Origin of the sequence: Corynebacterium aquatimens (genome assembly GCF_030408395.1) — a bacterium.
GTDB classification, from domain to species: Bacteria; Actinomycetota; Actinomycetes; order Mycobacteriales; family Mycobacteriaceae; genus Corynebacterium; species Corynebacterium aquatimens.
The window spans coordinates 474,320-501,174 of the sequence record NZ_CP046980.1; the positions used below are offsets into that span (position 1 = coordinate 474,320).

General features: G+C 61.6%; 23 protein-coding genes and 1 tRNA gene. 14 read left to right on the top strand and 10 right to left on the bottom strand.

The window, feature by feature from the left end:
* Positions 1 to 33: 33 nt before the first annotated feature.
* Positions 34 to 990, top strand: coding sequence for an aminodeoxychorismate lyase (locus CAQUA_RS02160; RefSeq protein WP_196824704.1), 957 nt, complete (start codon positions 34 to 36; stop codon positions 988 to 990).
* A gap of 32 nt (positions 991 to 1,022) precedes the next feature.
* Here the strand turns inward: CAQUA_RS02160 and CAQUA_RS02165 are convergent, their stop codons facing one another.
* On the bottom strand, positions 1,023 to 1,706 hold the full coding sequence (locus tag CAQUA_RS02165) for a heme-binding beta-barrel domain-containing protein (RefSeq protein ID WP_196824703.1): 684 nt from the start codon (positions 1,704 to 1,706) through the stop codon (positions 1,023 to 1,025).
* Positions 1,707 to 1,769: 63 nt separating this feature from the next.
* A complete protein-coding gene (locus CAQUA_RS02170) occupies positions 1,770 to 2,594 on the bottom strand; it encodes an LmeA family phospholipid-binding protein (RefSeq protein ID WP_290178589.1) in 825 nt (274 codons plus the stop codon).
* A gap of 59 nt (positions 2,595 to 2,653) precedes the next feature.
* Between CAQUA_RS02170 and mshD the strand changes: the two genes are divergently transcribed.
* The 5 genes from mshD (at position 2,654) to pstB (ending at position 8,049) form a co-directional block, all read left to right on the top strand.
* A complete protein-coding gene (gene mshD / locus CAQUA_RS02175; RefSeq protein WP_196824702.1) occupies positions 2,654 to 3,682 on the top strand; it encodes a mycothiol synthase in 1,029 nt (342 codons plus the stop codon).
* Positions 3,683 to 3,871: 189 nt separating this feature from the next.
* The gene (gene pstS / locus CAQUA_RS02180; RefSeq protein WP_196824701.1) at positions 3,872 to 4,990 is read left to right on the top strand and encodes a phosphate ABC transporter substrate-binding protein PstS; all 1,119 of its coding nucleotides are present in this window, start codon (positions 3,872 to 3,874) and stop codon (positions 4,988 to 4,990) included.
* Positions 4,991 to 5,129: 139 nt separating this feature from the next.
* Positions 5,130 to 6,212 (top strand): phosphate ABC transporter permease subunit PstC, encoded by a 1,083-nt coding sequence (gene pstC / locus CAQUA_RS02185; RefSeq protein ID WP_196824700.1) that lies wholly within the window; start codon positions 5,130 to 5,132, stop codon positions 6,210 to 6,212.
* Positions 6,213 to 6,231: 19 nt separating this feature from the next.
* Positions 6,232 to 7,227: a phosphate ABC transporter permease PstA gene (gene pstA, locus CAQUA_RS02190; RefSeq protein WP_196824699.1), complete on the top strand. Its 996-nt coding sequence runs from the start codon at positions 6,232 to 6,234 to the stop codon at positions 7,225 to 7,227.
* A 48-nt stretch (positions 7,228 to 7,275) separates the two neighbouring features.
* Positions 7,276 to 8,049 (top strand): phosphate ABC transporter ATP-binding protein PstB, encoded by a 774-nt coding sequence (gene pstB, locus CAQUA_RS02195; protein WP_196824698.1) that lies wholly within the window; start codon positions 7,276 to 7,278, stop codon positions 8,047 to 8,049.
* A 136-nt stretch (positions 8,050 to 8,185) separates the two neighbouring features.
* On the opposite strand, the gene CAQUA_RS02200 is transcribed toward pstB, so the two are convergent.
* The 7 genes from CAQUA_RS02200 to CAQUA_RS02230 form a co-directional block, all read right to left on the bottom strand.
* A complete protein-coding gene (locus CAQUA_RS02200; RefSeq protein ID WP_196824321.1) occupies positions 8,186 to 9,370 on the bottom strand; it encodes an IS1249 family transposase in 1,185 nt (394 codons plus the stop codon).
* 218 nt (positions 9,371 to 9,588) lie between these two features.
* Positions 9,589 to 10,263, bottom strand: a complete 675-nt coding sequence (gene phoU / locus CAQUA_RS02205) for a phosphate signaling complex protein PhoU (protein WP_196824697.1) — start codon at positions 10,261 to 10,263, stop codon at positions 9,589 to 9,591.
* 85 nt (positions 10,264 to 10,348) lie between these two features.
* Complete coding sequence (dusB, locus tag CAQUA_RS02210) at positions 10,349 to 11,539, bottom strand: tRNA dihydrouridine synthase DusB (protein ID WP_196824696.1); 1,191 nt, start codon at positions 11,537 to 11,539, stop codon at positions 10,349 to 10,351.
* A 51-nt stretch (positions 11,540 to 11,590) separates the two neighbouring features.
* Entirely contained in the window at positions 11,591 to 13,183 is a 1,593-nt protein-coding gene (cydC, locus tag CAQUA_RS02215; RefSeq protein ID WP_196825647.1) for a thiol reductant ABC exporter subunit CydC, read from the bottom strand.
* 17 nt (positions 13,184 to 13,200) lie between these two features.
* The gene (locus tag CAQUA_RS02220) at positions 13,201 to 14,808 is read right to left on the bottom strand and encodes an ABC transporter ATP-binding protein/permease (RefSeq protein WP_331273447.1); all 1,608 of its coding nucleotides are present in this window, start codon (positions 14,806 to 14,808) and stop codon (positions 13,201 to 13,203) included.
* Positions 14,809 to 14,812: 4 nt separating this feature from the next.
* Positions 14,813 to 15,820 carry a cytochrome d ubiquinol oxidase subunit II gene (gene cydB / locus CAQUA_RS02225; protein WP_196824695.1) on the bottom strand — a complete coding sequence of 336 codons (1,008 nt, stop codon included), beginning with the start codon at positions 15,818 to 15,820 and terminating at the stop codon, positions 14,813 to 14,815.
* Between the two features lie 2 nt (positions 15,821 to 15,822).
* On the bottom strand, positions 15,823 to 17,382 hold the full coding sequence (locus CAQUA_RS02230) for a cytochrome ubiquinol oxidase subunit I (protein WP_196824694.1): 1,560 nt from the start codon (positions 17,380 to 17,382) through the stop codon (positions 15,823 to 15,825).
* 250 nt (positions 17,383 to 17,632) lie between these two features.
* Between CAQUA_RS02230 and CAQUA_RS02235 the strand changes: the two genes are divergently transcribed.
* From CAQUA_RS02235 to CAQUA_RS02250, 4 genes are all read left to right on the top strand, one after another.
* A tRNA-Lys gene (locus tag CAQUA_RS02235) sits at positions 17,633 to 17,705 on the top strand.
* A 297-nt stretch (positions 17,706 to 18,002) separates the two neighbouring features.
* Positions 18,003 to 19,187 (top strand): IS1249 family transposase, encoded by a 1,185-nt coding sequence (locus CAQUA_RS02240; RefSeq protein WP_196824321.1) that lies wholly within the window; start codon positions 18,003 to 18,005, stop codon positions 19,185 to 19,187.
* A 110-nt stretch (positions 19,188 to 19,297) separates the two neighbouring features.
* Positions 19,298 to 20,032: a hypothetical protein gene (locus CAQUA_RS02245; RefSeq protein ID WP_196824693.1), complete on the top strand. Its 735-nt coding sequence runs from the start codon at positions 19,298 to 19,300 to the stop codon at positions 20,030 to 20,032.
* Positions 20,033 to 20,047: 15 nt separating this feature from the next.
* Complete coding sequence (locus CAQUA_RS02250; protein ID WP_196824692.1) at positions 20,048 to 20,677, top strand: DUF4352 domain-containing protein; 630 nt, start codon at positions 20,048 to 20,050, stop codon at positions 20,675 to 20,677.
* Here the strand turns inward: CAQUA_RS02250 and CAQUA_RS02255 are convergent.
* Entirely contained in the window at positions 20,581 to 21,939 is a 1,359-nt protein-coding gene (locus CAQUA_RS02255) for a glycosyltransferase 87 family protein (protein WP_196824691.1), read from the bottom strand. The two genes, CAQUA_RS02250 and CAQUA_RS02255, sit on opposite strands and share 97 nt — an antisense overlap.
* A 44-nt stretch (positions 21,940 to 21,983) precedes the next feature.
* Here CAQUA_RS02255 and CAQUA_RS02260 point away from each other — a divergent pair, with 44 nt between their 5' ends.
* From CAQUA_RS02260 to CAQUA_RS02275, 4 genes are all read left to right on the top strand, one after another.
* Positions 21,984 to 23,735, top strand: coding sequence for a long-chain-fatty-acid--CoA ligase (locus CAQUA_RS02260; RefSeq protein ID WP_196824690.1), 1,752 nt, complete (start codon positions 21,984 to 21,986; stop codon positions 23,733 to 23,735).
* Entirely contained in the window at positions 23,732 to 24,538 is an 807-nt protein-coding gene (gene zupT / locus CAQUA_RS02265; RefSeq protein WP_290178598.1) for a zinc transporter ZupT, read from the top strand. The genes CAQUA_RS02260 and zupT overlap by 4 nt, the downstream gene beginning before the upstream one ends.
* A gap of 9 nt (positions 24,539 to 24,547) precedes the next feature.
* Positions 24,548 to 25,399, top strand: coding sequence for an SDR family oxidoreductase (locus tag CAQUA_RS02270; protein ID WP_196824689.1), 852 nt, complete (start codon positions 24,548 to 24,550; stop codon positions 25,397 to 25,399).
* A gap of 137 nt (positions 25,400 to 25,536) precedes the next feature.
* The gene (locus CAQUA_RS02275; RefSeq protein WP_196824688.1) at positions 25,537 to 26,841 is read left to right on the top strand and encodes an HNH endonuclease signature motif containing protein; all 1,305 of its coding nucleotides are present in this window, start codon (positions 25,537 to 25,539) and stop codon (positions 26,839 to 26,841) included.
* The last annotated feature ends 14 nt before the right edge of the window (positions 26,842 to 26,855 follow it).

Below are 26,855 nucleotides of genomic sequence, written 5' to 3' on the forward strand. Positions count from 1 at the left end.
ACGCGCGTGTGTGCGTGGGCATAATGGGAGAGTATGGGCCTTTATCCTGCACGCATTCCGCAGCCGGTTATCTACCTCGTGGAGCCATTTGGCGGTTCCATGCGTAGGCACAATCTGAATTTGCCGCACGTTTTCTGGGACGATGCCGCAGTCACGCGTGGCGACGGGGTGTTTGAGACCATCTTGGTTTCCGCCGGTGAACCAGTGAACGTGGGCAAGCACTTGGAGCGCTTCGCGCGTTCCGCCGCGCTGCTGGACTTGCCGGAACCAGATGCGGACACGTGGGTGCGTGCAACACGTGAGGCCGTGGCGGATTTCGTCCGCGAATCGGGCCTGGATCCGCAGAACCCCGCGGACGCTGATGCGCTTTCACAACTCGAAGGCAAGTGCGTGTGGACATACACCCGTGGGCGGGAGTCCACCGGCGTGCCCACGGCGTGGGTGACGGTGCGCCCGGTTGCGCCGGAGGTCGTGGCGCAGCGCGAAAACGGCGTGCGCGTCCTCACCGCGCCGAAGGGCTACACAATAGCGCGTATCGACGACGCGGCGGCGGCACCATGGATGGCCGTCGGTGCGAAGTCACTGAATTACGCCGGTGCAATGGCAGCGCAGCGCTGGGCCGCATCCCAGGGCGCGGACGATGTGATTTACATCGAGCCCGAGTCAGGCCGCGTGCTGGAAAGCACCATCGCGTCGGTGCTCGTGGTGAAGGCCAACAAGAAACTGCGCACGCCTGTTACCGGCGGCGATGTCCTGCCCGGCACCACCGTGGCAGCGATCTTCGCGCGCGCAGTCGACGACGGATGGCGCTGTAAAGAAAAAGACCTCACCGTTGATGATCTGCACAACGCCGAGCAGGTGTGGCTCGTGTCCTCCGTGCGCGGCGGGGTGCGCGTCACCTCCATCGATGGGAAGAAGTTACCCACGCCCAAAGCCAAAGAAGAGGACGCCGTGCGTGTGCTTATCGAGAACAGCCGCCGCGCTGGCTAGGCAGCACGGCGGGAGAATAGCTTAACCGCTGGCTAGCCGGCGACGCGGGTTAGTTCGGCGGACATGTACGGGACTAGCTCGCGGTCCTCGCCGGTGCCCACCATGCGTTCGTCGACCCAGCCGAGGTTCTGGTTGGGCAGCAAGCCGTATAGGCGCTTGCCGGGGCCGTGGGAGGCGGGGCCGGTGGCGGTGGCCACGGTGGACGCGGACGCTAGGGACCACGCGCGCTCGTTGACGGGCTCGCCGTAGAGGATTTCCACCAGTCCGCGGGAGTTGGTCAGGATCACCTCAATGTCGTCGTCGAGCGAGATGCGCCAGAAGCCGACTTCGCGTTCCAGTGGGCCGGCCGGGTTGCCTTCACCGTCGAGGCGCCACGTGCGGGACTCAAAGCGGAGGTAGTTCTCACCATCGTGGGAGATGATCAACTGCTGACCAAAGGTGAATTCCTCGGCGTTGTCTTCCATGGCCGGGTTCGCTTGACCAGTGCCGTGCCACACGCCTACTAGAGGGAGAAGTGCTAGTAGACCGTCGTGCAGGCTGGGGCCTTGGCGGAGGTTCGCCGTGTCGTCGGCAAGCGGCACGTCAAAGCCAAACGTAGGGATGTTGCGGCTACCGGTGGTCTTCGCGCGCTCGGCGGCAATGTTGACGGCTTCGTTGCCGTCGAGGTGCTCGCCGCCAGTTGGTTGTGGGATGGAATCGTGCGTAGTTTCGCTCATGCCAATCTAGGGTAGCGCCGCGGGATGCCGGCGGTTTTCGGTGGCCGGGGGCTTCCCCCGCGTTTAGTCCGGCCGGTGAGCGATTGGGCTCAGGTCCTCCGAGGTCAGCGTGACCTGCCGTCGTTGTGCGAGAAATTGGATCGAGCCGCCGACGAGCTGCACCATGTCGGCCGCGTCGGCGTGTGCGCCGAAGGACAGCATCCGCGTATCCAGTTCCAAGGTGAACGCGCGCGTCACTGCCTCGCGGTGCTTGTCATCAACATCGATCAGCTGGATTGGGGTCATCCGGAACAGTGGTCCGTCGAGCCGAAGAGAGACAATCGCTGTGCTGCGCGTATCCATCCCAGGGATCGTGCCGGTCAGTTGCGCTTCGCTGGCTGGCCCGCCGTTGGGAGAAATGTCGTAGGGGTTGGAGATATCCAAGTCCGTCATGTGGACGCCGTCGACGCGAATCAGCTGGCCGAACGCCACGCCGTCGAGGCTGATTGTGTGCTCAACGATGTCCGCTTGGGCGCCCTCGAAGCGCCCGGCGAGGGCGTCGGCAGGGTCGATGAAGATGTGGTGAATGTCGGTCCGGGCGTTCGCGATGCCCACGCCCGGCACGTCAACGTCAAGCGCCTGAATGCTTAACCGCGGCACTTGACCTGTCAGCAGGACCTGCGTGAACGGAAAGCCATCGACGAAAGTTTCCGGCTCAGCGGCAAGCTTCGCGGTGGTTTGTGCGTTGCGCGATAGCGTTCGCTCAACGCGCGCCGCAGTAAAGGAATCGGCGAGGAACAGGCACGCAAGGACAACGATGATCGTTGACGCGGTGATCCACGCGGCGCGCGGGGGCCGGCGCCACCAGCGGCGAGCTGCGCGCTCGCGATCAATCAGTGCGGTACTCACAGATCAAGTATGGCCTACCACCCGTTGCCGTAGTGTGCGGCGGCGCTATTGTCGTTTCCATGGGCATCACGCACATTACAGCAGGCGCTCTCGCTTCCGACAGCCGCGTACGCAGCGAGGCCGATGAGCTGCTCGCGCGCATCGAGAAGCAAGATCGCGTCGCCGCATTCTCCGAGGCCTTTCTCGCAGGCATGCGCGAAGCCCGCTGGTCGCATGAGCATTTTCTTGCGCTTATCGACGACACCCTAGTAGGCATCGCCGGCCTTTCCCCAGATGGTTCCGCTGAGTTGGCCGTAGAACCCACCGCGCGTGGCCGGGGGATAGGAACGACCCTGGCGAAGGCAGTGCTTAAGCACCATGAAGCCCGTGACAATGACGGTGGAAATAACGGGGATGCGAGCCTAGGGTTCTGGGCGCACGGCAACCTCCCGGCCGCGCAGAGCGTAGCTAACCGGCTTGATCTCACGCCGCGCAGGACGCTGCTCGTGATGGAGATTGAAGGTGAAGCCTTAGACGCCATTACGGACGATGACGCGTGGGCGAAGACCCAGGCCGAACTGGCGGAGCAGGGGTTGGGGCTGGAAACGTATGGTGAGGCCGTCGATAAGTATGGCGCGAACGCCGTGGATCGCGCGTGGCTTGCCGTGAACAACGACGCCTTTAGCTGGCACCCCGAACAAGGCGGATGGGATATTGAACGTCTTCGCGCCGGGATGAACACGCAGTGGTTTGACCCGCATGGAGTGATCCTCCTGTGGGATTTCGCTGGCCACGAATCCGGTGACGGCGAGCCTGCCACCCTCGTGGGTTTCCACTGGACGAAGATGCACGTCGCTGATAGTGAAGCTGGCGCTGCTGGTGACGAGCACGGGGCGAAGGGCGAGGTCTACGTCGTCGGGCTTTCTTCCGCCTATCGTGGGCGTGGCCTCGGTGATCCTTTGATGCGCGCCGGGCTTGTATCCCTGCGTAAGCGCGGCGATGTATCCCGCGTTGTCCTCTACGTTGAAGAGGACAATAAGCCAGCTGTAGCGAGGTACCGGCAGCTCGGCTTCACCGTGGTGGAGCATCACGTTGTGTACGCGCGGTGATCACAACGGGCGCCGGTTGCACTTTGGTTGGATTCACGGGCACCGTATTGCAGGCAAAAGTCACAAAAGTTATCAAAGTTAACGCAGTGTTCACCTCAAAGGCTAGCTGGGGTTAACGCTTAGAACGTAGCTTTCGGACATGTGAGTGCTTGCACTCTGCAAGTTTGTTATCCACTTGAAAGGTATCCCGTGATCAAGAACATCAAGCGCACCGCTGCCATCTTCGGCGCAGTGGCCCTGACTTCCTCCGCTCTTGTTGCCTGCGGCGGCGACAATGGTAACGGCGGCGGCGGCGATGAAAAGGACCCGTCTCAGATCGAGGGCCTTTCCGGTCAGTCCGGTCAGCTCGTCGCTGAGGGTGCAACCTCCCAGGCAGACGCAATGAACGAGGTCTTCGGTCTTCGTTACCAAGAGGCTGTTGAAGGCGCAACGCTTGCGTACAACGGCACCGGCTCTGGCCAGGGCGTGAAGAACTTCACCGCAGGCCAGGTCGCTTTCGCTGGTTCTGACTCCCCGCTGAAGGACGAAGAGGTTGAGCCGGCTAAGCAGCGCTGCAACGGCAACGAAGCATGGCACCTGCCGATGGTGATCGGCCCGGTCGCTATCGCCTACAACCTTGAGGGCCAGGACATCAACCTGACCATCGACAACCTGGTTGACATCTTCAAGGGCGACATCAAGAAGTGGAACGACTCCAAGATCGCTGACGCTAACCCGGACGCTTCCCTGCCGGACAAGGACATCAAGGTCATCTACCGCGCTGAGGAGTCCGGTACCTCTGACAACTTCCAGAAGTTCCTGAAGGCTGCCTCCAACGGTCGCTGGGACTCCACCGGTAAGTCCTTCCCGAAGGCTGTCGGTGCTGGTGCTAACAAGTCCACCGGTGTGGTCAAGGAAGTTGAGAAGATCGACGGCGCTATCACCTACGTTGAGGTTGGTGCTGCACAGGCTTCCGGCCTCCAGATCGCCAACATTGACTTCGGTGCAGGCCCGGTTGAGCTGAACAAGGACTCCGTTGTCAAGGCTCTGGACAACCTTGAGTTCAAGGAAGGTCACAACGAGCACGACCTCGTCGTTGACTCTGAGGCACTGTTCAAGCAGAACGGCGAGGGCGCATACCCGCTCATCCTCACGACCTACGAGATCGTCTGCTCCGCAGGCTACGACGAGGCAACCGGTAAGCAGGTCAAGGACTTCCTGAAGGTCGCTCTGGAATCCCAGAACCAGACCCTCGAGGACGTCGGCTACATCCCGGTCGAGGGCAAGCACCTCGAGCGCCTGAAGGCTGCTGTCGACGCTCTTGCGTAAACCGCTTTAAAGGTGCTGGTTAACACGCCAGCGCGCCCCCCGACGACACGATCATCAGCGGGGGGCTTACCTACGTCACAAACCGTAGGAACCGAACTAGGTTTTACCTCTTTTCGACTTTTAATAAGGATTCGTGAACATGGCTGATAACGAATTGCCAGCAACAGAACACGACGACCGTGGTGCCGGCCCCGCCACGAGGACTGAACCTGTCGTGACTGGCTCCACCGGAACCCCCATTTCCAAGGGGCAGGACCCGGCCACCAGCGGAACGCCAGAAGCTGGCGCATCCGGTTCTCAGAATGGCGTGAAGCGCCCCGGCGACCGCGTCTTCGAAGCACTCTCCACCATCTCCGCAGCGCTGATCACCGTGATCATCGCCGCCATCGGTATCTTCCTGATCTACCAGGCGATTATTCCGTTGTCCCGCAACGCCGAAAACTTCTTCACCTACACCGGTGAGTGGGACACCCCGGGCGAAGGACCGATGAAGTTCGGTATCCCGAACCTCTTCCTGTCCACCGTGACGATCTCCCTGATCGCTTTGATCATCGCTATGCCGGTGGCCCTCGCGATTGCACTCTTCCTCTCTAACTACGCACCTAAGCAGCTGGTTCGCCCGCTGTCGACCCTGGTCGACATGCTCGCTGCAGTTCCGTCGATCGTTTACGGTGTGTGGGGTGCACAGATTCTCGGCCCAGCCCTGAAGCCCTTCTACGAGTGGCTCAACAACCTCTTCGGCGGATTCATCCTCTTCAACAATGAGGGCTCCCCGTCGTTCGACACCGGCCGTAACATGCTCACCGGTGGTATCGTTCTGGCGATCATGATCCTCCCGGTCATCGCCGCTACTGCACGTGAGATCTTCGTGCAGACCCCTCCGGGACACATCGAGTCCGCCCTGGCGCTTGGTGCCACCCGCTGGGAGGTCATCCGCATGGCTGTTCTCCCGTTCGGTTTCTCCGGCTTCATCGCTGGTTCCATGCTTGGTCTTGGTCGCGCCCTCGGTGAGACCATGGCGCTCTACATGGTTGTCTCCCCGTCGCCCGCGTTCCGCGGTTCGCTTTTCGACGGTGGTACGACCTTCGCTACCGCGATTGCTAACGCGTCGGGTGAGTTCAACAACGAGATTTCGGCTGGTGCCTACATTGCAGCTGGTCTGGTCCTGTTCTTGCTCACGTTCATCGTCAACTCGATCGCCCGCGCGATCGTTAACAAGTAAGTAAGGGAGAAGGAAAACAATGAGTACTGCAATCCCTTCCGACGGCTCGCGCAAGGAGTCGATCGCTGCGACGGATTCCGCTGCGACCAGCACGGCAACGACCGACACGCTGGAGCAGACGCCGCGTCGCACTGACAACCCGTTCACCGACATCTCCGGTGGCCGTAAGGCCACGAACACGATCATGAACGCCCTGATGTGGATCGCCATGATCCTGGCGATGATCCCGCTCGGCTGGCTGCTCTGGACAGTGTTCGCCAACGGCTACGAGGCTGTGTTCTCCGCGTCCTGGTGGACCGAGGACATGAGCTCCGTGGGTAACCGCACCCAGGGTGGTGGTGCACTGCACGCTATCGCCGGTACCCTCGTCCAGACCCTTATCGCGTCCCTGTTCTCCATTCCGATCGGTGTGTTCACCGCTATCTACCTGGTGGAGTACGCCAACGGCAACCGCCTGGGCAAGCTCACCACCTTCATGGTGGACATCCTCTCTGGTGTTCCGTCCATCGTTGCCGCACTGTTCATCTACGCGGTGTGGATCACCATCCTGGGTCAGCAGCGTTCCGGCTTCGCTGTGTCGCTCTCCCTGATCTTGCTTATGGTCCCGGTTGTTGTTCGTAACACCGAAGAAATGCTCCGCGTGGTTCCGATGGACCTGCGCGAGGCCTCCTACGCACTGGGTGTTCCGAAGTGGAAGACCATCGTGCGCATCGTTCTTCCGACCGCGCTGTCCGGCATCATCACCGGTATCATGCTGGCCGTCGCCCGCGTCATGGGTGAGTCCGCACCGGTGCTGATCCTTGTTGGTACGTCCCGTTCTGTGAACTGGTTCGGTATCTTCGGCGAGCCGCAGTCCTCGCTGCCGCTGTTCATGCTGGACATGTGGAACGCGAACCCGTCCATCCAGGCAGTCTCCGACCGTCTGTGGGGCGCGGCCCTGACCCTGGTGATCCTGGTGGTTGTTATCAACCTTCTCGCCCGGTTCATCGCATCCAAGTTCTCGGTTAAGAAGTAACCGACACCGTAGAAAACCACACACACTTTTCACTAGAGGAGAAAATCAATGGCCAAGCTTGAGCTCAATGACCTCAACATTTACTACGGTGACTTCCACGCCGTGAACACCGTCAACATGAAGATCCCCGCACAGGCCGTGACCGCGTTCATCGGCCCGTCCGGTTGCGGTAAGTCCACCGTGCTCCGCACGCTGAACCGCATGCACGAGGTCATCCCTAACGCATCCGTCACCGGCCAGGTCCTGCTGGACGGCCACGACATCTACGCCAAGGACGTCGACCCGGTGTCCGTGCGCAACACCATCGGCATGGTGTTCCAGAAGGCTAACCCGTTCCCGACCATGTCCATCGAGGACAACGTTGTCGCCGGCCTGAAGCTTGCTGGCGAGAAGAACAAGTCCAAGCTGAAGGAAATCGCTGAGCGCTCCCTGCGCGGCGCAAACCTCTGGGACGAGGTCAAGGACCGTCTGGACAAGCCGGGTGGCGGCCTCTCCGGTGGTCAGCAGCAGCGTCTCTGCATCGCTCGCGCGATTGCAGTGCAGCCGGAAGTTCTGCTCATGGACGAGCCGTGCTCCGCTCTTGACCCGATCTCGACCCTGGCTGTGGAGGACCTGATCCACGAGCTGAAGGACGAGTACACCATCGTCATCGTAACGCACAACATGCAGCAGGCAGCGCGTGTGTCCGACAAGACCGCGTTCTTCTCCCTCGAGGCAACCGGTAAGCCGGGCCAGCTCATCGAGTTCAACGACACGACCACGATCTTCGAGAACCCTGAGCGCAAGGAGACCGAGGACTACATCGCTGGTCGCTTCGGTTAAACCACCGCGGGGAGCGCTCCTGCTCCTCGAAACTTAAAAAGGAGGCGGATTATCCGCCTCCTTTTTTGTGCAGATCCCGGGTTAATAGACAAAAAGTGTGTCTGGTCGGCGTGTCGCCGGTGGGGCACGCTTTTTGTTATTTGAGGGGTCCTTTTCTGATTCCTACTGAGTGTTCGTAGTCGGTTGGGATAGCGTTGTCGTAGAAGGCTGGTCGGCCTGTTTGATGGTCGGATTCGTTTCGGTCTTTAGTGACGAGATCGGGAACTTTGGCGAGTTGATCTTGTCCGAACCTGCACTGCCTGGCGATCTGTAATGGGGCGTCAGGCAGTTGCGTTTTCGAGTGCAGGTACCATTCGAGCATTTTGCGTTGCCGCTCTCCTGATCTGCCGCGGTGGGCGTCAGCGATGCGTTTGAGTTGGGCGTTGATCCCGCCTTCAAGACTGTTGGTGGTTGCTGCCCACCGGTCGGGTTCGAGTGCGTCTGTCGGGGGTTGGAGGTAGGTGAACAGCCAGTTGTTGCGTGAAAGGTGCACAAGCGAGTTGTAAGCCCTACGCACACGGATATGGGTCCATTCCCATTGGTGGTTGAGGGTGCGGCGCTCTTTGGGTAGGAGTGTTTTCTCGTTGAGGAAGGCCTTGTAGACCACTGCGAAGTCGTGTAGACGCAGCGTCCATTCCCGGGCTTGGTCCACGGTGGTGATCGTGGTCAGTTTCAGCGCTAGTGCATAGATGGCCTTGCCGGCATCGGTGCGGGGGCGTGTTGTGGTGTAGCGGCGGACAACGCGTTGGGCATGGACGAGACAGCGCTGGATCAGCGTGTTGGGCCAGCAGGCTTTGATGGCGGATAAGGCGCCTTGGCCGCCGTCGAGGACGACGCATAACGGTGCGGCGATGCCGCTTAGTAGTTGAGTGTAGGCGTGGGCTGATTCGCTTTTAGCCCAGTGCCAGGCGATGACGTGGTCGCGGCTTGCGGCAACCAGCAGGCAGCCAGCGTCGGTGTAGGTGCCGTCGATGAAAATCTGGTCGTAGACCCGGTGTGGGTCTGGGGTGTTGGGAACATCGATGAGCCAAAACGGGGCGAACCGGCGGTCGAGCGTGCGGCGGGAGACGTTCAAGGTACCAGCTACGTCGTTAAGTGACGCTGTGCCAGTGACGTAGGCGTGAAACGCTGTGAAGTCCCGAGCTTGGGTTTGGTCGGTGCGGTGGCGTATGAAGGTGGCTCCGCAGTCTTTGCACCGCCACCTAGTGGAGCCTTTGGGAGTGGGACCGTTTTTCTTTGTTTCCCCATGACATGAGGGGCATCGTGGTCTGTTTGGTGTCACCGGGAAAGCACACCAACACCCCGCTAGCACATGAAGGTGCCATTCCGGTGGATTGAACGAAAAACGAGCCAGAATAAGGCGAAAAACCCTATTCGAGCCCGATTTATGCAGCCTGATCAGCAGATATACCGGAAATCAGACACACATTTTGTCACTTAACCCCAGATCCCCGAGAGTCAGATCCCGGGCATCAGATCGGGCCGGCTAGATCCCGGGCATCAGATCTGGATGGTTTTCTGGTCCGCGTAGTCTTCTGGGCTTTGCCCGGTGACTAAGAAGACGATGCGCGAAGCCACGTTGACGCAGTGGTCGGCGTAGCGTTCGTAGAAGCGGCCCACGAGGGCGAGGTCCACGGCGGCACGGTTGGATTCCTCCCAGTCGTTGGCTGTGACCGTGGACAGGATGAACCGGTGTAGCGCATCGACCTGATCGTCAACGCGGTTGACTTCCAGTGCAAGGTCGGCGTCGGGGCTGATCAACTGGTCGTCGATGAGTTCTGCCATTTCGTCGACAAGCTTGGCTACATCGGCGACGGTGTCGCGCAGATCTGCTGGCACCACTTCACGTGGGTGGCGCAGGCGTGCTGTGTTGGCGATGTGCTTTGCCAAAGCGCCCATGCGGTTGAAATCTTCGACGATGTGGATCGACGTGATCACCTGGCGCAGTTCGCTGGCAACGGGGTTCTGGAGCGCCAGCAGTTCCATCGAGCGGTGTTCGCAGCGCTCGCGGATTTCTTTCAAAGAATCCGCCAGTGATAAAGCCTCTTCCGCGTTGTCTAGGGATGTCTCCAGCAATGCGGTGGTGGCGTTGGACATGATTGCGCGCACGGTCTCGCTCATGACCCGCAGGTCAGAGGCGTAGGCTTCGAGATGTTCACGGTACGCGGTGCGCATACGCGTATAGTACGCCCAACTTGTTTAAAGTACAGAACTGGGAACTTAAGTTCATGCGCGGTGCACGTCGCGTTAACCTTCGCGTTTACCCGCCGTTGTTCTCTACTTCTGCGCCCTCGGGCACGGTGGCGTCCTCGGGGTCATCGAGCCAGCCGTCGGGCAGCACGATCTTGCCGGCGGAGCCCTGGCGGCCGCGCGCGGAGTCCGCTTCGGAGGCCTTGTCTGTGGCATCCGCGATGGGGGACAGCTGGGTGCGCAGCTCCTCCAGGGTAGAGACGCGGGTGAGAGCGGAGCGGAATTCACCGCCGACGGGGAAGCCGCGGAAATACCAGCCGACGTGCTTGCGCAGCTCACGCACGCCCCGGTCTTCGCCGTTGTGGTCGGCCAGTAGCTCCGCGTGACGGTAGACAATCCGGGCAACTTCGCCCAGGGTGGGTTCCGGCGGAACCTCTTCACCGCGTAGTTGCGCGCCCAACTGCGCAAACAGCCACGGGCGCCCCAGGCAGCCACGGCCAACTTCGACGCCAGCGCAGCCGGTCTGCGCCATCATGCGCGCCGCGTCATCGGGGGCGAAAATATCGCCATTGCCCAGCACCGGAACCCCGGTGCCGGCCATGTGGTCCACCAGGCGGGTGATCTCGTCCCACCTGGCAGCGCCCGAGTAGCGCTGCGCCCCGGTGCGCGCGTGCAAAGTTACGGCCGCCGCGCCCTCCTCGGCGGCGATTCGCCCCGCGTCAAGGTGCGTGTGGTGCTCATCGTCGATGCCCACGCGGAATTTCACGGTCACTGGAATGCCCGATCCTTCGGCGGCGCGCACCGCGGCGGCGACGATGTTTCCGTACAACCGCCGCTTGAAGGGGATGGCGCACCCGCCGCCCTTGCGGGTCACTTTCGGGACGGGGCAGCCGAAGTTCATGTCCACGTGGTCGGCCATGTCTTGTTCGACAATCTGGCGCACGGCACGGTAGGTAAAGTCCGGATCCACTGTGTAGAGCTGCATGGAACGCGGGGTTTCCTGTGGCGCGAAGGACGTCATGTGCAGCGTTTTCGGGTTGCCCGCCACGAGCGCGCGGGCGGTGATCATCTCGCACACGTATAACCCGGATGCGGTGCCGGTGAGCTCCTGCTCGATCTCGCGGCATAGTACGCGGAACGGCATGTTAGTTACCCCGGCCATGGGCGCCAGGATCACCGGGGAGGATAAGGCCAGTCCGCCAATGTTCAGCGTTGGCGCAGACCCGTCCGCCGCGGGGGTTACAGGAGCAGTCGTAGTCATCGCCCACCATTGTGGCCGTGGGCGGCGCGAATGCCAAAAGAGGACTTGTGCTTAGGGGGCGGGGAAGATCTCTACGCCTACAGGTCCGTCGGTGTGGGTCACGGCGATCACGCTGCGCTGCGCCCGCGCGCCAGGCAGCGGCGAACGCATGAGGATGTCCTGAAACGCTGCGGCATCATCGGGGGAGAGGTGGGCGAAGGGTTCGTCGAGAAGCAAAAGCTCCGCCTCGCTCACGAGGGCCCGCGCGAGGAGCAGTCGCCGTCGCTGGCCAGACGACAGGGAGTCGGCGCCGTCGTGAAGCATGAAGCTCAGCTCGAAATCAAGGCCCACCGCGGCGAGGGCTTCGCACATGAGCTCGTCGCTTGCCTGCGGGTTAGCCACGGTGAGGTTCTCGCGGATCGTTGTGGCGAAGACCCACGCGTCCTCAGCGAAAAATCGCGCGGACCTCGGCGCGCTCACCGTTCCTCCAGCTGGCGGCAGCAGCCCCGCGACAGTCGCGAGCATCGTCGTCTTGCCGCATCCACTCGGCCCCCGCACGAGCATTCGCTGGCCGGGTTCAAGCTCAAAATCCCACACCGTGTCACCGTGGATGGTTTCCAAAGCCTTCACAGAGCATTTGCTTATCGACGATTCCCCTCCCCCCAATTCCGATTCCCCTGCGGCGTCGATGAGGCGCTCCAACCTGTTAGCCGAGCGGCTCGCCGCGTCGGCGTGGATAGCTGCGGCGGGCAGCGGACCGTGTGCTTCAAACGCAGCAAGCGGGAGCATGACCAGCATCCCCACCCAGGTGGGGTCCCCGCCGGCAGTGGCGTAGTGGCTCACCGCGACCCAGAGGACACCGAGTGCCGTGAGCCCGGTGGCCCAGGCCTGCAGCGCCGCGGCTGTTGCCTCAGGGCGGGTGGCATCAACCCATGCGCGTGAGGCCTCGCGTGATTGGGCGGTGGCGTACTCGATTTGGTTGTCGGCACGACCAGCGGCGGCGTATTCCACGCGGTCGGTGAGCACACTGTCCAAGGCCGCGAGGAACGCCGCTTCCGATTCGATGAGCCGCGACGACCGCGCGGCGCGCGCGGCGAGCGCCGGGACGAGCCCTCCCGTAACGGCGAAGCCCGCTAGCATCACCGCCCCGGCGGCGGGGGAGAGGATGAAGGCGAAAACGGTAGCCGCGACCGTGAGCACCGCCGCCACCCCAGCCGGCACCACGGAGCGCACGATGAAATCCGTGATCCTCTCCGTATCCGCGACCAGGCGGGTCTGCGCCTCCGCGCGGGTCAGGTGCTGTGACGCATGCTGGGACTCATTCGGGGACCCATAAGGTGGCACAGCCCCATAAGACAACTCGGCCGCCTGGGCGTCGTAGATCCGCGCGCGCAGCGTCGTGAGCGCATCCAACGCCAAGCGGTGGCTGACTAAACGGTCAAGGTAGCGGAACACTGCCCGGGAAATGCCCAACGCGCGCACTGACGTCACCGCGATAGACAGGTCCAGCACCGGCGGCATCTCCCACGCACGCGTAATCAGCCATCCCGACACCACCGTCAAACTCAGCGCCGCGAGCAAAGTTATCGAGCCCGCGATGATCGGACTCACCAGGTCACGCGGCCGCACCCCAGCGAGCCGCAAAAGGCGGGCCAACGTCCGCACAGAAGCTGTAAGCGACTTCACAGCTCAACCACCTCGTCTGCGATCGCAGTAACGCGATGGTCGTGCGAGGCCACGATCACGATGCGGCCCTCGTCAGCCAATCGGCGCAGCTGCGCCACTATACGAGGCACGAGCTCGGGGGACAGGTGGGCCGTAGGTTCGTCGGCAAGCACGATGCGTGCCTTAGACGTAAACAACCGCGCGAGCCCAATCCTTTGTAACTGACCCGCCGACACGCCCGCTCCGCCGACACCCACCGGGTGATCCAGCGGCAGGTCCAACTCCGCCGCCTCACACGCGCCGGGCACCGCATGTGGGGGCGCGCCGAACAACGCCACGTTGCTTCCCGCCGTCCCCGGAACCGTCGCCGGGCGGGCCGGGACGTAGACGGAGCCCACGCCCACCCCAACGCCATCCACGACGCCCCTGACTGCCGCATCCGGCAGCGCACCCACAAGCGCTAGAAGCGTCGTCGACTTGCCCGACCCGTTCGCGCCGGTCAAAACGGTGATCTCCCCGGGGCGCGCGGTGAAAGACAGATCGCTCGGCCGTACGCCGTCGCGGCCGTGCACGCTGAGGCCCGACACAACCACGCCCGCGTGCGCACCGTCCGTCACCCCGCGGAGGTAGCTGCCGGTGAGCTCTGGGGGCGCGTCGATAAGCATGAGAACCTCATCGGCAGCCGTGATGCCGTCGGCGGCGGCGTGGAAACTGCCTCCCACTCGGCGCACAGGGTTGAAGACCTCCGGGATGATGATCAACACAGTCAGACCTGCGACCAGGGACACATCCCCGGACACCAGACGCAGGCCAATACTCACCGCGACCAACGCGATCGACAGCGTGGCCAGAAACTCCAACGCGAAAGACGACAAAAACGCCAGGCGCAGAACGCCCATCGTCGCGCGGGCATGTCGCGACCCACCGTCGCGGATCTGGGCGGCTGGCCGTGCTGCGGCGTGCAACGCGCGCAGCGTCGGCGCCCCGGCGAGAAGATCTGCCAACTGACCGCCCAGCGCCGCTGTGGTGGCGAGCCGTTTCTCCGTCCGGTCCCGCGTGAGGGTACCAATCAACACCATGAAAATTGGGATGAGCGGAAGCGTCACCACCGCGAAAACAGCTGAGACCCAGTCGAAATAGAGCACCACGGCGAGGGCCACCGGAGTGGAAATCACCGTCGCGATCAGCGCAGGGAGAAACTCAGTGAGGTACGGCCGAAAGTCGTCCATCCCGCGCGTGAGAACGTGGCGCCAGTGGCTGGCGTGTTCCTGCACGACGCGGGGGTCGCGGCCCGTCAGCGCGGTCATGGCTTGGGATCGCATGGAATCCACGACGTTGCCAACGCTTGCCTGTGCGCTGCGCGCCGCGCACCACTCCACGACGCCGTGCGCAAGCACAACGCCAAGCAACCAGCCCAGCAGCCCGCGCACGGGGTGACCTTCAATCGCCGATGCGGCGGTGACACCAATGAGCACGCCGCGCGCGATCACCAGCATGGTTGAAAGCGCCTGAAACACACCCGTACGCACAATCAAACCGCGCACCGGGGGAACCAACCGCAGAAGCTGCGGATTGATCGGACCCCGGCGCGCGGTAGCCGAAGGTGCCTGCGGCGAATCAGCCACTTAGCTACACCGTCACGCGTTTGCGGAAGGACCAGTACGTCCACGCCTGCGAAATCAGCACCACCGGCAGCATTACCACTGCAGCGCCAGTCATGATCTTCAGCGTGTACGGGCTCGAAGAGGCATTGCGGATGGTCCAGCCTTCAAAAGCATCGCTTGTCGACGGCAGGACATCCGGAAACAGCGACCCAAAGAGCAACACGGCGATGAATGCGATCATCCCAGCCGTGAAGTAAAACGCGAGGCGATCCTTGCCAGCGAACAGTGCCGCAATGGCCGCGACGAGCGCAGCTACCGCGAGCGCTACCGCCACCCACGTCCAGGGCTTGCCGTGAAGGATCTGCACCCACACCAGGTAGATCGCGCCACCCACCACCACGGGGGCAACCAGCCACTTCTTCGCAATTCCGTGGGCAATCGAGCGCAGCGGCTCATGCGCCTTGAACCCGATGAACAGAGCGCCGTGAAGGAGAAAAGCCAGCATGAACGCTATTCCCCCGATCAGGCCGAGGGGGTTGAGCAGTCCAAAGAATCCGTCGTAAAGCGAATTGAGGCGTCCATCAGAGTTAAGCGGAACACCAGCGATGATGTTGGTGAACGCGACGCCCCACAGCACCGCAGGAAGGTACGAGCCGAACGCCGTGCCGATATCGCACCACCGGCGCCATTGAAGCGTGTCGACTTTGCCACGCCATTCGATGGACACACCGCGGACAATGAGCGCTACGACGATCAGCAGAAGGGGGAGGTAGAAGCCGGAAAACAGAGTCGAATACCACTCGGGGAACGCCGCGAAAATTGCCGCGCCGCCGGTGATCAGCCAGACCTCATTGCCGTCCCAGACAGGGCCGATTGTTTTGATCGCGGCGCTGCGGCGGCGATCGTTTTCTTCAGGCGTGTCCCCGCCGAGGAAGGGGAGGAGCATACCGACACCGAAATCGAATCCCTCCAGAATGAAGTACCCAGTGAAGAAGAACCCGATGATGACAAACCACATGATCTGAAGGTCCATCACTACTCACCTTCCTTAAGCGCCACGGCGGTGGACCCGCCAGTGGCGGCGTCGCTAAACGCGAGCGGTTCTAGGTCCGCGTCTTCGGGCGGGCCGTAGGATATTTCAGCCACGCGGTCCGCATCACCGTCGCGCATCCCTGGCTGGTCAATTCCCGCGAGAACCTGGCGTTTGACCAGGATGAACCACAACACCGCGCCCGCGCCGTACAGCAGCGTGAAGACGGTCAGGCTGAGTACCACCTGCCACGTCGAATGGTTAGACACGCCATCTTGAACGATCATCATGATGTTCTGTTGCCCCCCAGCAGGATTCTGTCCCTGGAATTCCGGGTTGGGGTGGACGATCCACGGCTGACGGCCCATCTCCGTGAACACCCAGCCCGCCATGTTGGACAGGAACGGCGCAGGGATGCACAGCAACGCCACCGGCTGGATCCACTTTGCCCGCGGGGTGCGGCCACCGCGGGTGAAAATCAACGCGGCCAGCGCCAAGAGGAAAGACACCGCCATGAAGCCAATCATCACGCGGAAGGACCAGTAGGTGACAAACAAGTTTGGCGTGTAGTTGCCTGGCCCATACAGGGCTTCGTATTCAGCTTGCAGGTCTAAGACGCCGCGGAGTTCCACTCCGGTGAACTTGCCTTGGGCCAAGAACGGCAAGACGTAGGGTAGGCCAATGATCTGGACGGCATCATTACAGGTGTTCAAACTAGAGAACGACAGCACCGAAAAGTGAGGATCCATCTCCGTGCGGCACAGCGCCTCTGCCGAAGCCATCTTCATTGGCTGCTGCGTGAACAAGAGCTTTGCAAGCAGGTCGCCCGTGACGGCAAGACCAAAGCTGCCGACGATAATGACCCACGCTCCGAAACGGGATGCTTTCCGCCACAGCGAAGCTGCCACCCCCGTCGGATCACCCGCGCGAGCCTCCCGCACCATCCACCACCCAGCGATGCTGCACACCAACGTGCCGGCGAGCACCCATCCACCGAACATCGCGTGGGGGAAGGCCTGCAGTGCTGTCGGGTTTGTCAGCAGGGCGATGAAGTCCACCAGCTCGGCGCGCCCAGTCTCCGGGTTGTAGACCGCACCGACCGGGTGCTGCATGAATGAGTTGGCCACGATGATCCAGTACGCGGAGACATTCACCGCCACGGCGACCACCCAAATAGACGTCAAGTGCGCCCACCGCGGGATGCGACCCCAGCCGAAAATCCACACCCCGAGGAATACGGATTCGAAGAAGAACGCCATGAGCCCCTCAAACGCCAGCGGCGCCCCGAAGACGTCTCCGACGAAGCTGGAGTATTCCGACCAGTTCATGCCGAACTGGAATTCCTGGACAATGCCGGTCACGATGCCCATGGCGAAGTTGATCAGCATGATGTTTCCAAAGAACCGAGTGGCCTGGTACCAGCGCTCATTGCCGGTGCGGTGCCACAGGGTCTGGAAAATCGCCACCATCGGGGTGAGCCCCAAGGTCAGCGGCACAAAAATATAGTGGTAGACGGTAGTGATACCGAACTGCCAGCGTGAGACATCCACGAGGTCTAGACCCACGGAACCATTCCTTCCACTCACAGCGAGATGATGCGCTCCGCGACCGTTGCCCGATCGCGCAGCGCCGTACTCACATAGTCGCAGTTTGGTAACAGTCAGTTCCCGTTTTCGCCGCTGAAAGTCGCAAAAGCAACCAAAGTCACATTTCGCCGCGCGCAACGTGTGTGGCAAGCAGCCTCGTCTTCCTACCGGGCCAAGCCGTGCCCCAGTTTTAGATCCGAGGCACCTTCCGGCTACTATGTTCCATCACGGGCCTTTAGCTCAGTTGGTAGAGCTACGGACTTTTAATCCGCAGGTCCCGGGTTCGAGCCCCGGAGGGCCCACAACTTTTAGTCGCACACCATCCCCGGTTGTGCCTGCACAAGACCGCCGCTACGGCGGTCTTTTCTTATTTCTCTGTCTTTTTCCCCACACGGGTGGCTTGAATAATGGACTCGCACAAATCTCGCGCAAATCTCGGGTTAAGTGACAAAATGTGTGTCTGATTTCCGGTATATCTGCTGATCAGGCTGCATAAATCGGGCTCGAATAGGGTTTTTCGCCTTATTCTGGCTCGTTTTTCGTTCAATCCACCGGAATGGCACCTTCATGTGCTAGCGGGGTGTTGGTGTGCTTTCCCGGTGACACCAAACAGACCACGATGCCCCTCATGTCATGGGGAAACAAAGAAAAACGGTCCCACTCCCAAAGGCTCCACTAGGTGGCGGTGCAAAGACTGCGGAGCCACCTTCATACGCCACCGCACCGACCAAACCCAAGCTCGGGACTTCACAGCGTTTCACGCCTACGTCACTGGCACAGCGTCACTTAACGACGTAGCTGGTACCTTGAACGTCTCCCGCCGCACGCTCGACCGCCGGTTCGCCCCGTTTTGGCTCATCGATGTTCCCAACACCCCAGACCCACACCGGGTCTACGACCAGATTTTCATCGACGGCACCTACACCGACGCTGGCTGCCTGCTGGTTGCCGCAAGCCGCGACCACGTCATCGCCTGGCACTGGGCTAAAAGCGAATCAGCCCACGCCTACACTCAACTACTAAGCGGCATCGCCGCACCGTTATGCGTCGTCCTCGACGGCGGCCAAGGCGCCTTATCCGCCATCAAAGCCTGCTGGCCCAACACGCTGATCCAGCGCTGTCTCGTCCATGCCCAACGCGTTGTCCGCCGCTACACCACAACACGCCCCCGCACCGATGCCGGCAAGGCCATCTATGCACTAGCGCTGAAACTGACCACGATCACCACCGTGGACCAAGCCCGGGAATGGACGCTGCGTCTACACGACTTCGCAGTGGTCTACAAGGCCTTCCTCAACGAGAAAACACTCCTACCCAAAGAGCGCCGCACCCTCAACCACCAATGGGAATGGACCCATATCCGTGTGCGTAGGGCTTACAACTCGCTTGTGCACCTTTCACGCAACAACTGGCTGTTCACCTACCTCCAACCCCCGACAGACGCACTCGAACCCGACCGGTGGGCAGCAACCACCAACAGTCTTGAAGGCGGGATCAACGCCCAACTCAAACGCATCGCTGACGCCCACCGCGGCAGATCAGGAGAGCGGCAACGCAAAATGCTCGAATGGTACCTGCACTCGAAAACGCAACTGCCTGACGCCCCATTACAGATCGCCAGGCAGTGCAGGTTCGGACAAGATCAACTCGCCAAAGTTCCCGATCTCGTCACTAAAGACCGAAACGAATCCGACCATCAAACAGGCCGACCAGCCTTCTACGACAACGCTATCCCAACCGACTACGAACACTCAGTAGGAATCAGAAAAGGACCCCTCAAATAACAAAAAGCGTGCCCCACCGGCGACACGCCGACCAGACACACTTTTTGTCTATTAACCCCAAATCTCGCGCAGCTGAGGAACCTTCGTGCGTGCTTGTACATTAAACGTGCATGAACGCATCAACACCGCCCGATTCTGCGGGCGCCGGCCCGGGTACTGGCTCGGGAGTGAGCCAACCCCCACGGACAAAACGCTTCGGCGATAAGGCGTTGCGGTGGACCGTCGTCACGAGCTTTCTCGTGGGATTGTTTGCTTCTACGGCTTGGTTCGTATCGCTGGAGCTGGGAGATCGGGAGCTGAAAGAATCTTTGGCGCAGGGGCCAGAAGACTACACGTCTGCACAGGCGAGATCGGGCTCGGCGCCGGGCTCATCTACAGATGCCGCCGAACACACAGCGAACGCTTCCATCGGCCAAGAGTCTGCGTTTGGGCGTGATTTCATCACAGTGACACGCGTATCTGAGTCAGGGGAGGTCCCGATTGAGAGCTATTACCGCAACGGTCCGACCACCGTTGTGCCTGATAGCCCCGGAGCCAAGTTCATCGTGGTGGTGGCCGACTTCCGTAACGGTGCGACCGGGCCCGATGATGCCTGTGATCAGTTGGTATACGCCGGGGTTGAGTCTCCTTCCGGGGAAGAATACGCCCGGTTTATTCCGGATCTGGGAAGTCTGGTGGGCCAACCATCGTGCACCATCCCGAAGGAACCAGGCGAGAAGCATTCGGTCACATTTCTCTTTGAAGTCCCCGAAGATTTCGATGAGGGCACCGTAGCGTTCGAAAAACTGAACGATGAAAATACTCAGCCCGTTGTGTACCCCGTCGACTTGAGGCCAGAGGCGTAGAGGAGGACTGCAATCATGACGTCACAGAATGTGCAACGCCGCTTCGCCGCGTGGGAGCTTCTGCTTATTGGCGCGGCAACCTTCCTCGCCGGGCTTGTAGTTGTGCCCTTGTTCTTCTCAGTGAACACGCTCATCTTCAACAACGCGAATTCCGCTCCAGCGCCTAACGACGACCACATGTCACAACGCGAACGGGCAGTGATTCTTGGAAACATTGGTGATGCCGTCTCCGTCGGTGAGGCGTTGGTTACCGTCCACAAAGTTGAGATGAGTGACACCATCGACGTGTCTGATGAGCGTACGAATGACGGTGACCCGATCATGGAAGCTGCCCAGCCGGATCGTGACGGCGACAAATTTGTTCGCGTTGAAGCAACAGTGCGCAACGTCGGCAAGCAAAAGCTCGACTACTGCCAGGGATTCTTCGACCTTGTCCCGCCCGAGAACACCATCGACTATGAACTGAGCGACTACACGCGGAACATCCTCAACAATGGAGGGTGCTTGAACGATCTTGGGCCACGACTAGAACGCCAAGTGACCTGGATTTATGAAGTGCCGAAGGATTTCGAATCTGGTCTGTTGGTCGCGGGTGGGCCCGACAGGGACTCTGTCGCGATTGATCTGCGCGGCCGCGAAACGTAGATCGCTGCCACATAGATTGCCGGAGCGATGACGGCCGTGGCCATGTACCCCAGCTCCCACGGCCCAGTTCCTGGCCGGTAGGGATCCTGCGCGGCTACGTTTACCGTGACCGAGACCAATGGTAAGCAATACAGGGCAAGCGCAGCCATCGACAGTGCGCCGATGACTTGATCCAAGAGCGCATCCCCGCGGGGTGTGAGCGTGGTGAGCAGACGGTTCACTGCGAATAGTAAAGCAACGCCAAAAGGCACGATCCACACCCAGTGGTGGTACCAGCTAAACGGGGAAATCATGCAGGCGCCGATGCCGATGAGGCCGACGGCGGCGGGGACGTCGTCGACACGCAGGGCCTGCCATGCCACCCACAGGATGAAACCGAAGAAGACCAGCGCGAGCACCAGCCACAGCACAGTGGAATCCGTGCCCAGGGTGCGTTCCATCAGAGAGCGGATTGATTGAGCGCCTGGGTTGTTGTGTTTTCCTACGCGGTCGGAGCTGAAAATCGCGTGCGTCCAGAACTGCTGCGCATCGGGGACTAGAAGGTATCCAATACCGACGGTGACAAGGAACGTGATAAAGCTCCCAGCGGCCGCCCACCAGCGCCGTTGTAGCAGGAAGAGGATGCCAAAGATCGCTGGGGTGAGTTTGATTCCCGCGGCAAGCCCCACGCCGATGCCCGGCAGCGCGGATTTACGCGGCAGAAAATCCAGAAACACCAGCGCCATCAGGATGACGTTGATCTGCCCCCAGTACAGGCTGCCCTGCAGCGGTTCCGTCCCCAGGAGGAAAAACGCCGCGAGCAAGAGCACTAAAAGAGCAGTGCTTGCTTGACGACGAAAGACTCCCGCACCCCTCCGTTCGCCCTGTGTGGTGGCGTCAACTGTTTTTCTTTGCGTAGGGGCGTAAGCCACTACGCAAAGTGCAACGACAAGCACCGTCCCCAACACGGTGGTGGTGTGCCAGAGGAGGGTGATTGTGGCGTCGTTAAGCGTGCTCACGAGGGCGAAGATGGCGGCGGCGAAGGGGGTGTAGGTGAAAGGGAGGCGGCCGAAGATTCCGCCGTCGTAGAGGGGGACGCCGTCGAGGACGCGTTCGCCGCCGCGCATATAGATCCACAGGTCAAGTGGCATGCCGCCTTCGAAGGGCCAAGGGTCGAATACGGTTTTGATGTAGTCGTCGGTGACCCAGTATTGGTAGCCGAACAGACCGACGAGCACGCTCAAGATGCACAGGATCGTCGTTTGCCCAGTCAACCGTTTCACAGGTGGGATCGTACGCGTGTCAACAGGTGGCGTAGGGTGGCGACATGACCGATGGCACGAACAATTTTTCTGCTCCTATCCCTGCGCAGAACGGTGGGCGCGCGCCGTGGCTGGATTTCTATCCAGAGTGGACGGCGCATTCGTTGGACTACGAAGACGAAACGCTGGTGGATATCTACGAGGCGAATCTAAAGCGCAACGCCGATAAGCCGGCGACGCGTTTCTTTGGCCGGGGGCACACCTATGCGGAGTTGGACAAGCAGGTGCGCGCCGCCGCGGCGGGCCTGCATGCCGTGGGTGTGAGCAAGGGCGACCGAGTGGCGATCATGCTACCGAATTGCCCGCAACATGTCGACGCTTTTTTCGCCGCGCAGTTGCTCGGTGCGGTGGTGGTGGAGCATAACCCGCTGTACACCACGAATGAGCTTCGACCGCAGTTCGTAGACCATGGGGCGAAGGTAGCGATCGTGTGGGACAAGGTCGCTGACACCCTCGGCCCGATCCGCGATGACGGAGGGACGGCGCTGGACACGATCGTCAGCGTAAACATGACTAAAGCGATGCCGCGGTTGCAGCAGCTGGCGTTGAAGTTGCCCGTCGCTAAGCTCGCGCGGGCGAGGGAGTCGTTGACGGGGGAGCCGTCGATAAGCGTGGTGCCCTGGGAAAAGTTTGTGGCGACGGGGCGCGCGCACGTGGTCGCGCGGACGGACATTCAATCAGCGGATCCGGCACTGATTTTGTACACCTCGGGCACGACAGGCGCGCCGAAGGGAGCGCCGCTAACGCATGCGAACCTGCTGGCGAACCCGAAGCAGGGGCGCGCGTGGGTGAAAGAATTGCAGCAGCCTGGGCAACGAATGCTTGCCACGCTGCCGTTCTTCCACGCGTATGGGCTGACGTTCTCGCTGACCCTCACCGTGCTGATCGGCAGCGAGCTGATCCTGTTGCCCGCGCCCACGATGGAGCTGATCATGGGGGCGATGAAAGCGAAGAACCCGCCGACGTTCGTGCCGGGGGTGCCAACGGTTTTTGAACGCATTGTGGACACCGCGGAGGCTGAAGGCGTGGATCTTTCCGCGGTACAAACAGGGTTTTCTGGGGCCTCGTCGCTGCCCGCGGAAGTCATTGAGGGATGGGAGCGCGCTACTGGCGGGCGTCTCGTGGAGGGCTATGGGCTTACGGAAACCTCGCCGATCCTGGTCGGTAATCCGCCTACCGACGAGCGTCGACCAGGTTACATCGGCATCCCATTCCCTGACACGGACGTACGCATTGTCAACCCCGATAATCCCGATGAGGAAATGCCCTACGGTGAAGCCGGTGAGCTCATCGCCCGTGGCCCGCAGGTCTTCGGTGGCTACATCAATAACCCTGAGGCGACAGCAAAGGTGTTCCACAACGGGTGGTTCCGCACCGGTGACATGGCTGTTATGGAGCCGGATGGCTTTATCAAGCTCGTTAGCCGCATCAAGGAGCTGATCATCACCGGGGGATTCAATGTTTACCCGGCGGAGGTCGAGGAGGTCATGCGCCGCCACCCAGACATCGCGGAGGTTGCGGTCGTGGGGCGCCCGCGGCACGACGGTTCCGAGGACGTCGTCGCGTGTGTTGTGCTTGAGGACACGGCACGGCTCGACCCGGAGGGGCTGAAGAGTTACGCGCGCGAGAATCTCACCCGCTACAAGGTTCCGCGTGATTTTTACCACTTCGAGGAGCTCCCGAGCGACCAGCTGGGCAAGATTCGTCGCCGCGAGGTGCGCGATGTGCTGCTCGCGCGGATTGAGGCGGAGTTGTGATCTTCGGGGTGGAGGCGCCCGCGTTCGCGGTGGCTTTTGGGATCAGCCTTTTCGCAGGCTTATCGACGGGCCTTGGTGGGCTCATCGTCGCCCTCAAGCGCCATCCTGGGGAGAGGTTTTTGGCGGCGGCACTGGGGTTTTCCGCCGGGGTGATGATTTATATCTCCCTGATGGAGTTGCTTCCCTCGGGGCTAGACGAGCTCGCTGGGGCTGGGTTGGGCGGCAGCGAGGTGTGGGGGACGGTCGCGTTTTTCGCCGGGATTGCGCTGATCGCTGTGATCGACCGCGTGGTGCCTGAAGACATCAATCCGCATGAGATCGCTGCCGAATCTGGCTCACCGGCCTCCATCGCGCGCATGCGCAAGGTCGGGCTGATGACTGCTTTAGCGATTGCGATCCACAACTTCCCGGAGGGGTTCGCCACATTCTTCGTTGCTCTAGCGGACCCCCAGGTTGCGGTGCCCATCGCCGTCGCGATCGCGATTCACAATATTCCTGAAGGCGTCGCCGTTGCCGTCCCGATCCGCGAGGCCACGGGTTCCAAGTCGAAGGCCGCGTGGTGGGCGACCATTTCTGGGCTCGCGGAGCCGCTCGGCGCCCTGGTTGGGTTCGCCCTGCTTCAGCCGTTCATTGGTCCGGTAGCGCTGGGTGTCGCGTTTGCGGCGATAGCGGGGATTATGGTGTTCGTGAGCGTCGATAAGCTTCTGCCCACGGCGATTCAGACGGGCCGCCACCACGCGGCAGTCTACGGCTTGGTCGGTGGCATGGCGATAATGGCGTTAAGCCTCCTTTTGCTGCAGTAAGCTGCGGTCATGCGGCTCACTTCTTTATTCTCCACCCCCGAACTCCCTCCCGTTGGCGGCGGCGTCGCTGTGGTCACCGGCGCAACGTCAGGCATCGGGGAGGCCACCGCGCGCATGCTTATCGACGAAAACTTTTCCGTCATCGGCACCACCCGTGACCCGTCGAACGTTGCGCGGCCTATCGCTGGCGTGACGTACGTGGGCCTTGATCTGGCGGACCCGGAGTCAATCGCGACGTGCGCCGCGTCCATCCTTGAGGTGGGTGTGCCTGAGGTGATCGTGAACAACGCCGGTGAATCCCAGTCGGGGCCCTTCGAAGAACTTCCGCGGGAGGCCATTGAGCGCCTTTTCCAGGTCAACGTGATCGGCCACGTCGACCTCACCCAGCGCCTATTGCCCGCGATGCGCGACGCCGGGCGCGGACGAATCGTAATGGTTGGGTCAATGCTGGGCAGTTTCCCGTTGGGGTTCCGGTCCTCTTACGTAGCGTCCAAGGCTGCGATCAAAGGCTTCGCATCCGCCGCGCGCCGGGAACTCGCGCCGTTTGGCATCGGGATCTCCACCGTCGAGCCCGGCTCCATCGCCACCGGCATCTCCCAGCGACGCACCCGATACATTGACACGGACGGGCCGTATGCCGCCGACTACACCCGGATGGCCCGTGCCCTCGACGCCAATGAGTCCCGGGGTATTACCGCCGAGCGCGTCGCCCGCGAAATCTTAAAGCCGATCAGCGCGACCCGGCCCCGCCCGCACTACGCCACCGGGTCGATGGCGCCCGTGGCCTTCCCGCTCTCGCGGGTCGTGCCGCAGCAGGTCATGCTCAACGTGTTGTCCGCCAAGCACGATCTGCTTGACTAAGTTGTGGCCTTTCTGGCTGGCCTGTGGAAAACTTTTGCGTGCTGTGAGCTTGCAGTTTTCCCTATTTTTGAGGGGTTATCCACAGGGGCGTGCTGTGGAGGAGTGGGGGTGTCGGTGGCCGGATTAGGGTTCGAGACATGTCCTTTACGTCATTGCTCGCTACGGTTACGGCCACAGGTCTTCACGCCCTGGCCGATTTTGACCGTGACGCAGCGTTGGCCGCGGGTTTGAGTTCCACCACGGTGAACAATTGGAAGTCGCTGCACGAGCTGTATTACGGGTCCAGCGCGTGCCCGAAGCAACAGCGCATTGCGCGCGAGCTGGCTATTGAGGGCGCTTTTAGCTTCGACCAACTCCTCCTCATCGAGCGCCGTCTCCGCGCCGCCGGACTTCACCGCACCGCGAAGCGCACCTGGAAGCTCCGGCAGAAGCTCCTTGCGGCACCGTGCACGTACGCGTCACTGGAGCGTGCCGTGAAGAAACTCGTGGAGGTCAAGCCCGCGCCGCCACAGGATCGCATCAGCTTTTCAAAATCACGCGAGGGCAAGCGGACGTTCTCCGTCACCGCGAATGAGCGTGATCTCGCTGACCTTGAGCACGCCCTGTCCGAAAACCTCGACCTTGCCGCGCCCGCCGGACCGCAAATGCTCTCGCGTTTCATCTCCATGCTTCGCGATGGCGGGGGGTTCGCCGTCCCCGTCTCCGTCCCTAGGCCGCAGTTGCTTGTGCCACTCGAGGCCCACGTAAAAGTGCTGGGGGACATCGGGGACGACACGCTCCTCGGGCTTACCGACGGCACCTCCATCCCCGCCTCCCAATACCTCTCACAGTTCTTCGCCGATCCGTCCTACGGGCTTGAAGTCGCCCTGTTCCATCCGGTGGAAGGACCCGTGAATCTGTTCCGCGCCGAGCGCCACGCCAACGCCAAGCAACGAGCCCTCGCGAAAGCGAACATGCCCGTGTGTGTCGTCCCGGGCTGCCGCCAACCCGCGGACAATTGCCAGATGCACCACATGAAAGCCTGGAAGCACGGCGGCTACACCAACGTGAGCAACCTCGTTCCGTTGTGCCGGTACCACAACCAGATCAACGACGATGATGCCAACATCGCCGACACCACCACCGCAACCGGCGCCACCGCCGCCGCCCCCGCTGGCGCAGCCACCGCCCCCGCCGCCGACGATCCTCACTTCGGAGGCCGCGACCCCAGCGCCCGCCCTAGTCGCCGGGCCAAACGGAAGAAACGTAACCCCGGGGATGTCGTCCCGGTTGGAGCTGTCCCGATGTGGCGGTCCCCCAAGGGTTTCCTCGTACCCAATGACGCTCATCCGAATTACAGATTCGGTGCCATGTTCACCCTTTTCCCCGACCTGGTGCCCGCTCCCGCGCGACAAGGAGCCCCACCGACTAGGTACGATCCTGAACTCTGGTCCAACGGATAGCAGCCGCGCTTAGC

What these genes read in the sequence shown, in the direction of transcription:
- CAQUA_RS02160 (WP_196824704.1), top strand. Translation starts at nt 34, where the DNA reads ATGGGCCTTTATCCTGCACGCATTCCGCAGCCGGTTATCTACCTCGTG.
- CAQUA_RS02165 (WP_196824703.1), bottom strand. Translation starts at nt 1,706, where the DNA reads ATGAGCGAAACTACGCACGATTCCATCCCACAACCAACTGGCGGCGAG.
- mshD (WP_196824702.1), top strand. Translation starts at nt 2,654, where the DNA reads ATGGGCATCACGCACATTACAGCAGGCGCTCTCGCTTCCGACAGCCGC.
- pstC (WP_196824700.1), top strand. Translation starts at nt 5,130, where the DNA reads ATGGCTGATAACGAATTGCCAGCAACAGAACACGACGACCGTGGTGCC.
- pstA (WP_196824699.1), top strand. Translation starts at nt 6,232, where the DNA reads ATGAGTACTGCAATCCCTTCCGACGGCTCGCGCAAGGAGTCGATCGCT.
- pstB (WP_196824698.1), top strand. Translation starts at nt 7,276, where the DNA reads ATGGCCAAGCTTGAGCTCAATGACCTCAACATTTACTACGGTGACTTC.
- phoU (WP_196824697.1), bottom strand. Translation starts at nt 10,263, where the DNA reads ATGCGCACCGCGTACCGTGAACATCTCGAAGCCTACGCCTCTGACCTG.
- dusB (WP_196824696.1), bottom strand. Translation starts at nt 11,539, where the DNA reads ATGACTACGACTGCTCCTGTAACCCCCGCGGCGGACGGGTCTGCGCCA.
- cydB (WP_196824695.1), bottom strand. Translation starts at nt 15,820, where the DNA reads ATGGACCTTCAGATCATGTGGTTTGTCATCATCGGGTTCTTCTTCACT.
- CAQUA_RS02245 (WP_196824693.1), top strand. Translation starts at nt 19,298, where the DNA reads ATGAACGCATCAACACCGCCCGATTCTGCGGGCGCCGGCCCGGGTACT.
- CAQUA_RS02250 (WP_196824692.1), top strand. Translation starts at nt 20,048, where the DNA reads ATGACGTCACAGAATGTGCAACGCCGCTTCGCCGCGTGGGAGCTTCTG.
- CAQUA_RS02260 (WP_196824690.1), top strand. Translation starts at nt 21,984, where the DNA reads ATGACCGATGGCACGAACAATTTTTCTGCTCCTATCCCTGCGCAGAAC.
- CAQUA_RS02270 (WP_196824689.1), top strand. Translation starts at nt 24,548, where the DNA reads ATGCGGCTCACTTCTTTATTCTCCACCCCCGAACTCCCTCCCGTTGGC.
- CAQUA_RS02275 (WP_196824688.1), top strand. Translation starts at nt 25,537, where the DNA reads ATGTCCTTTACGTCATTGCTCGCTACGGTTACGGCCACAGGTCTTCAC.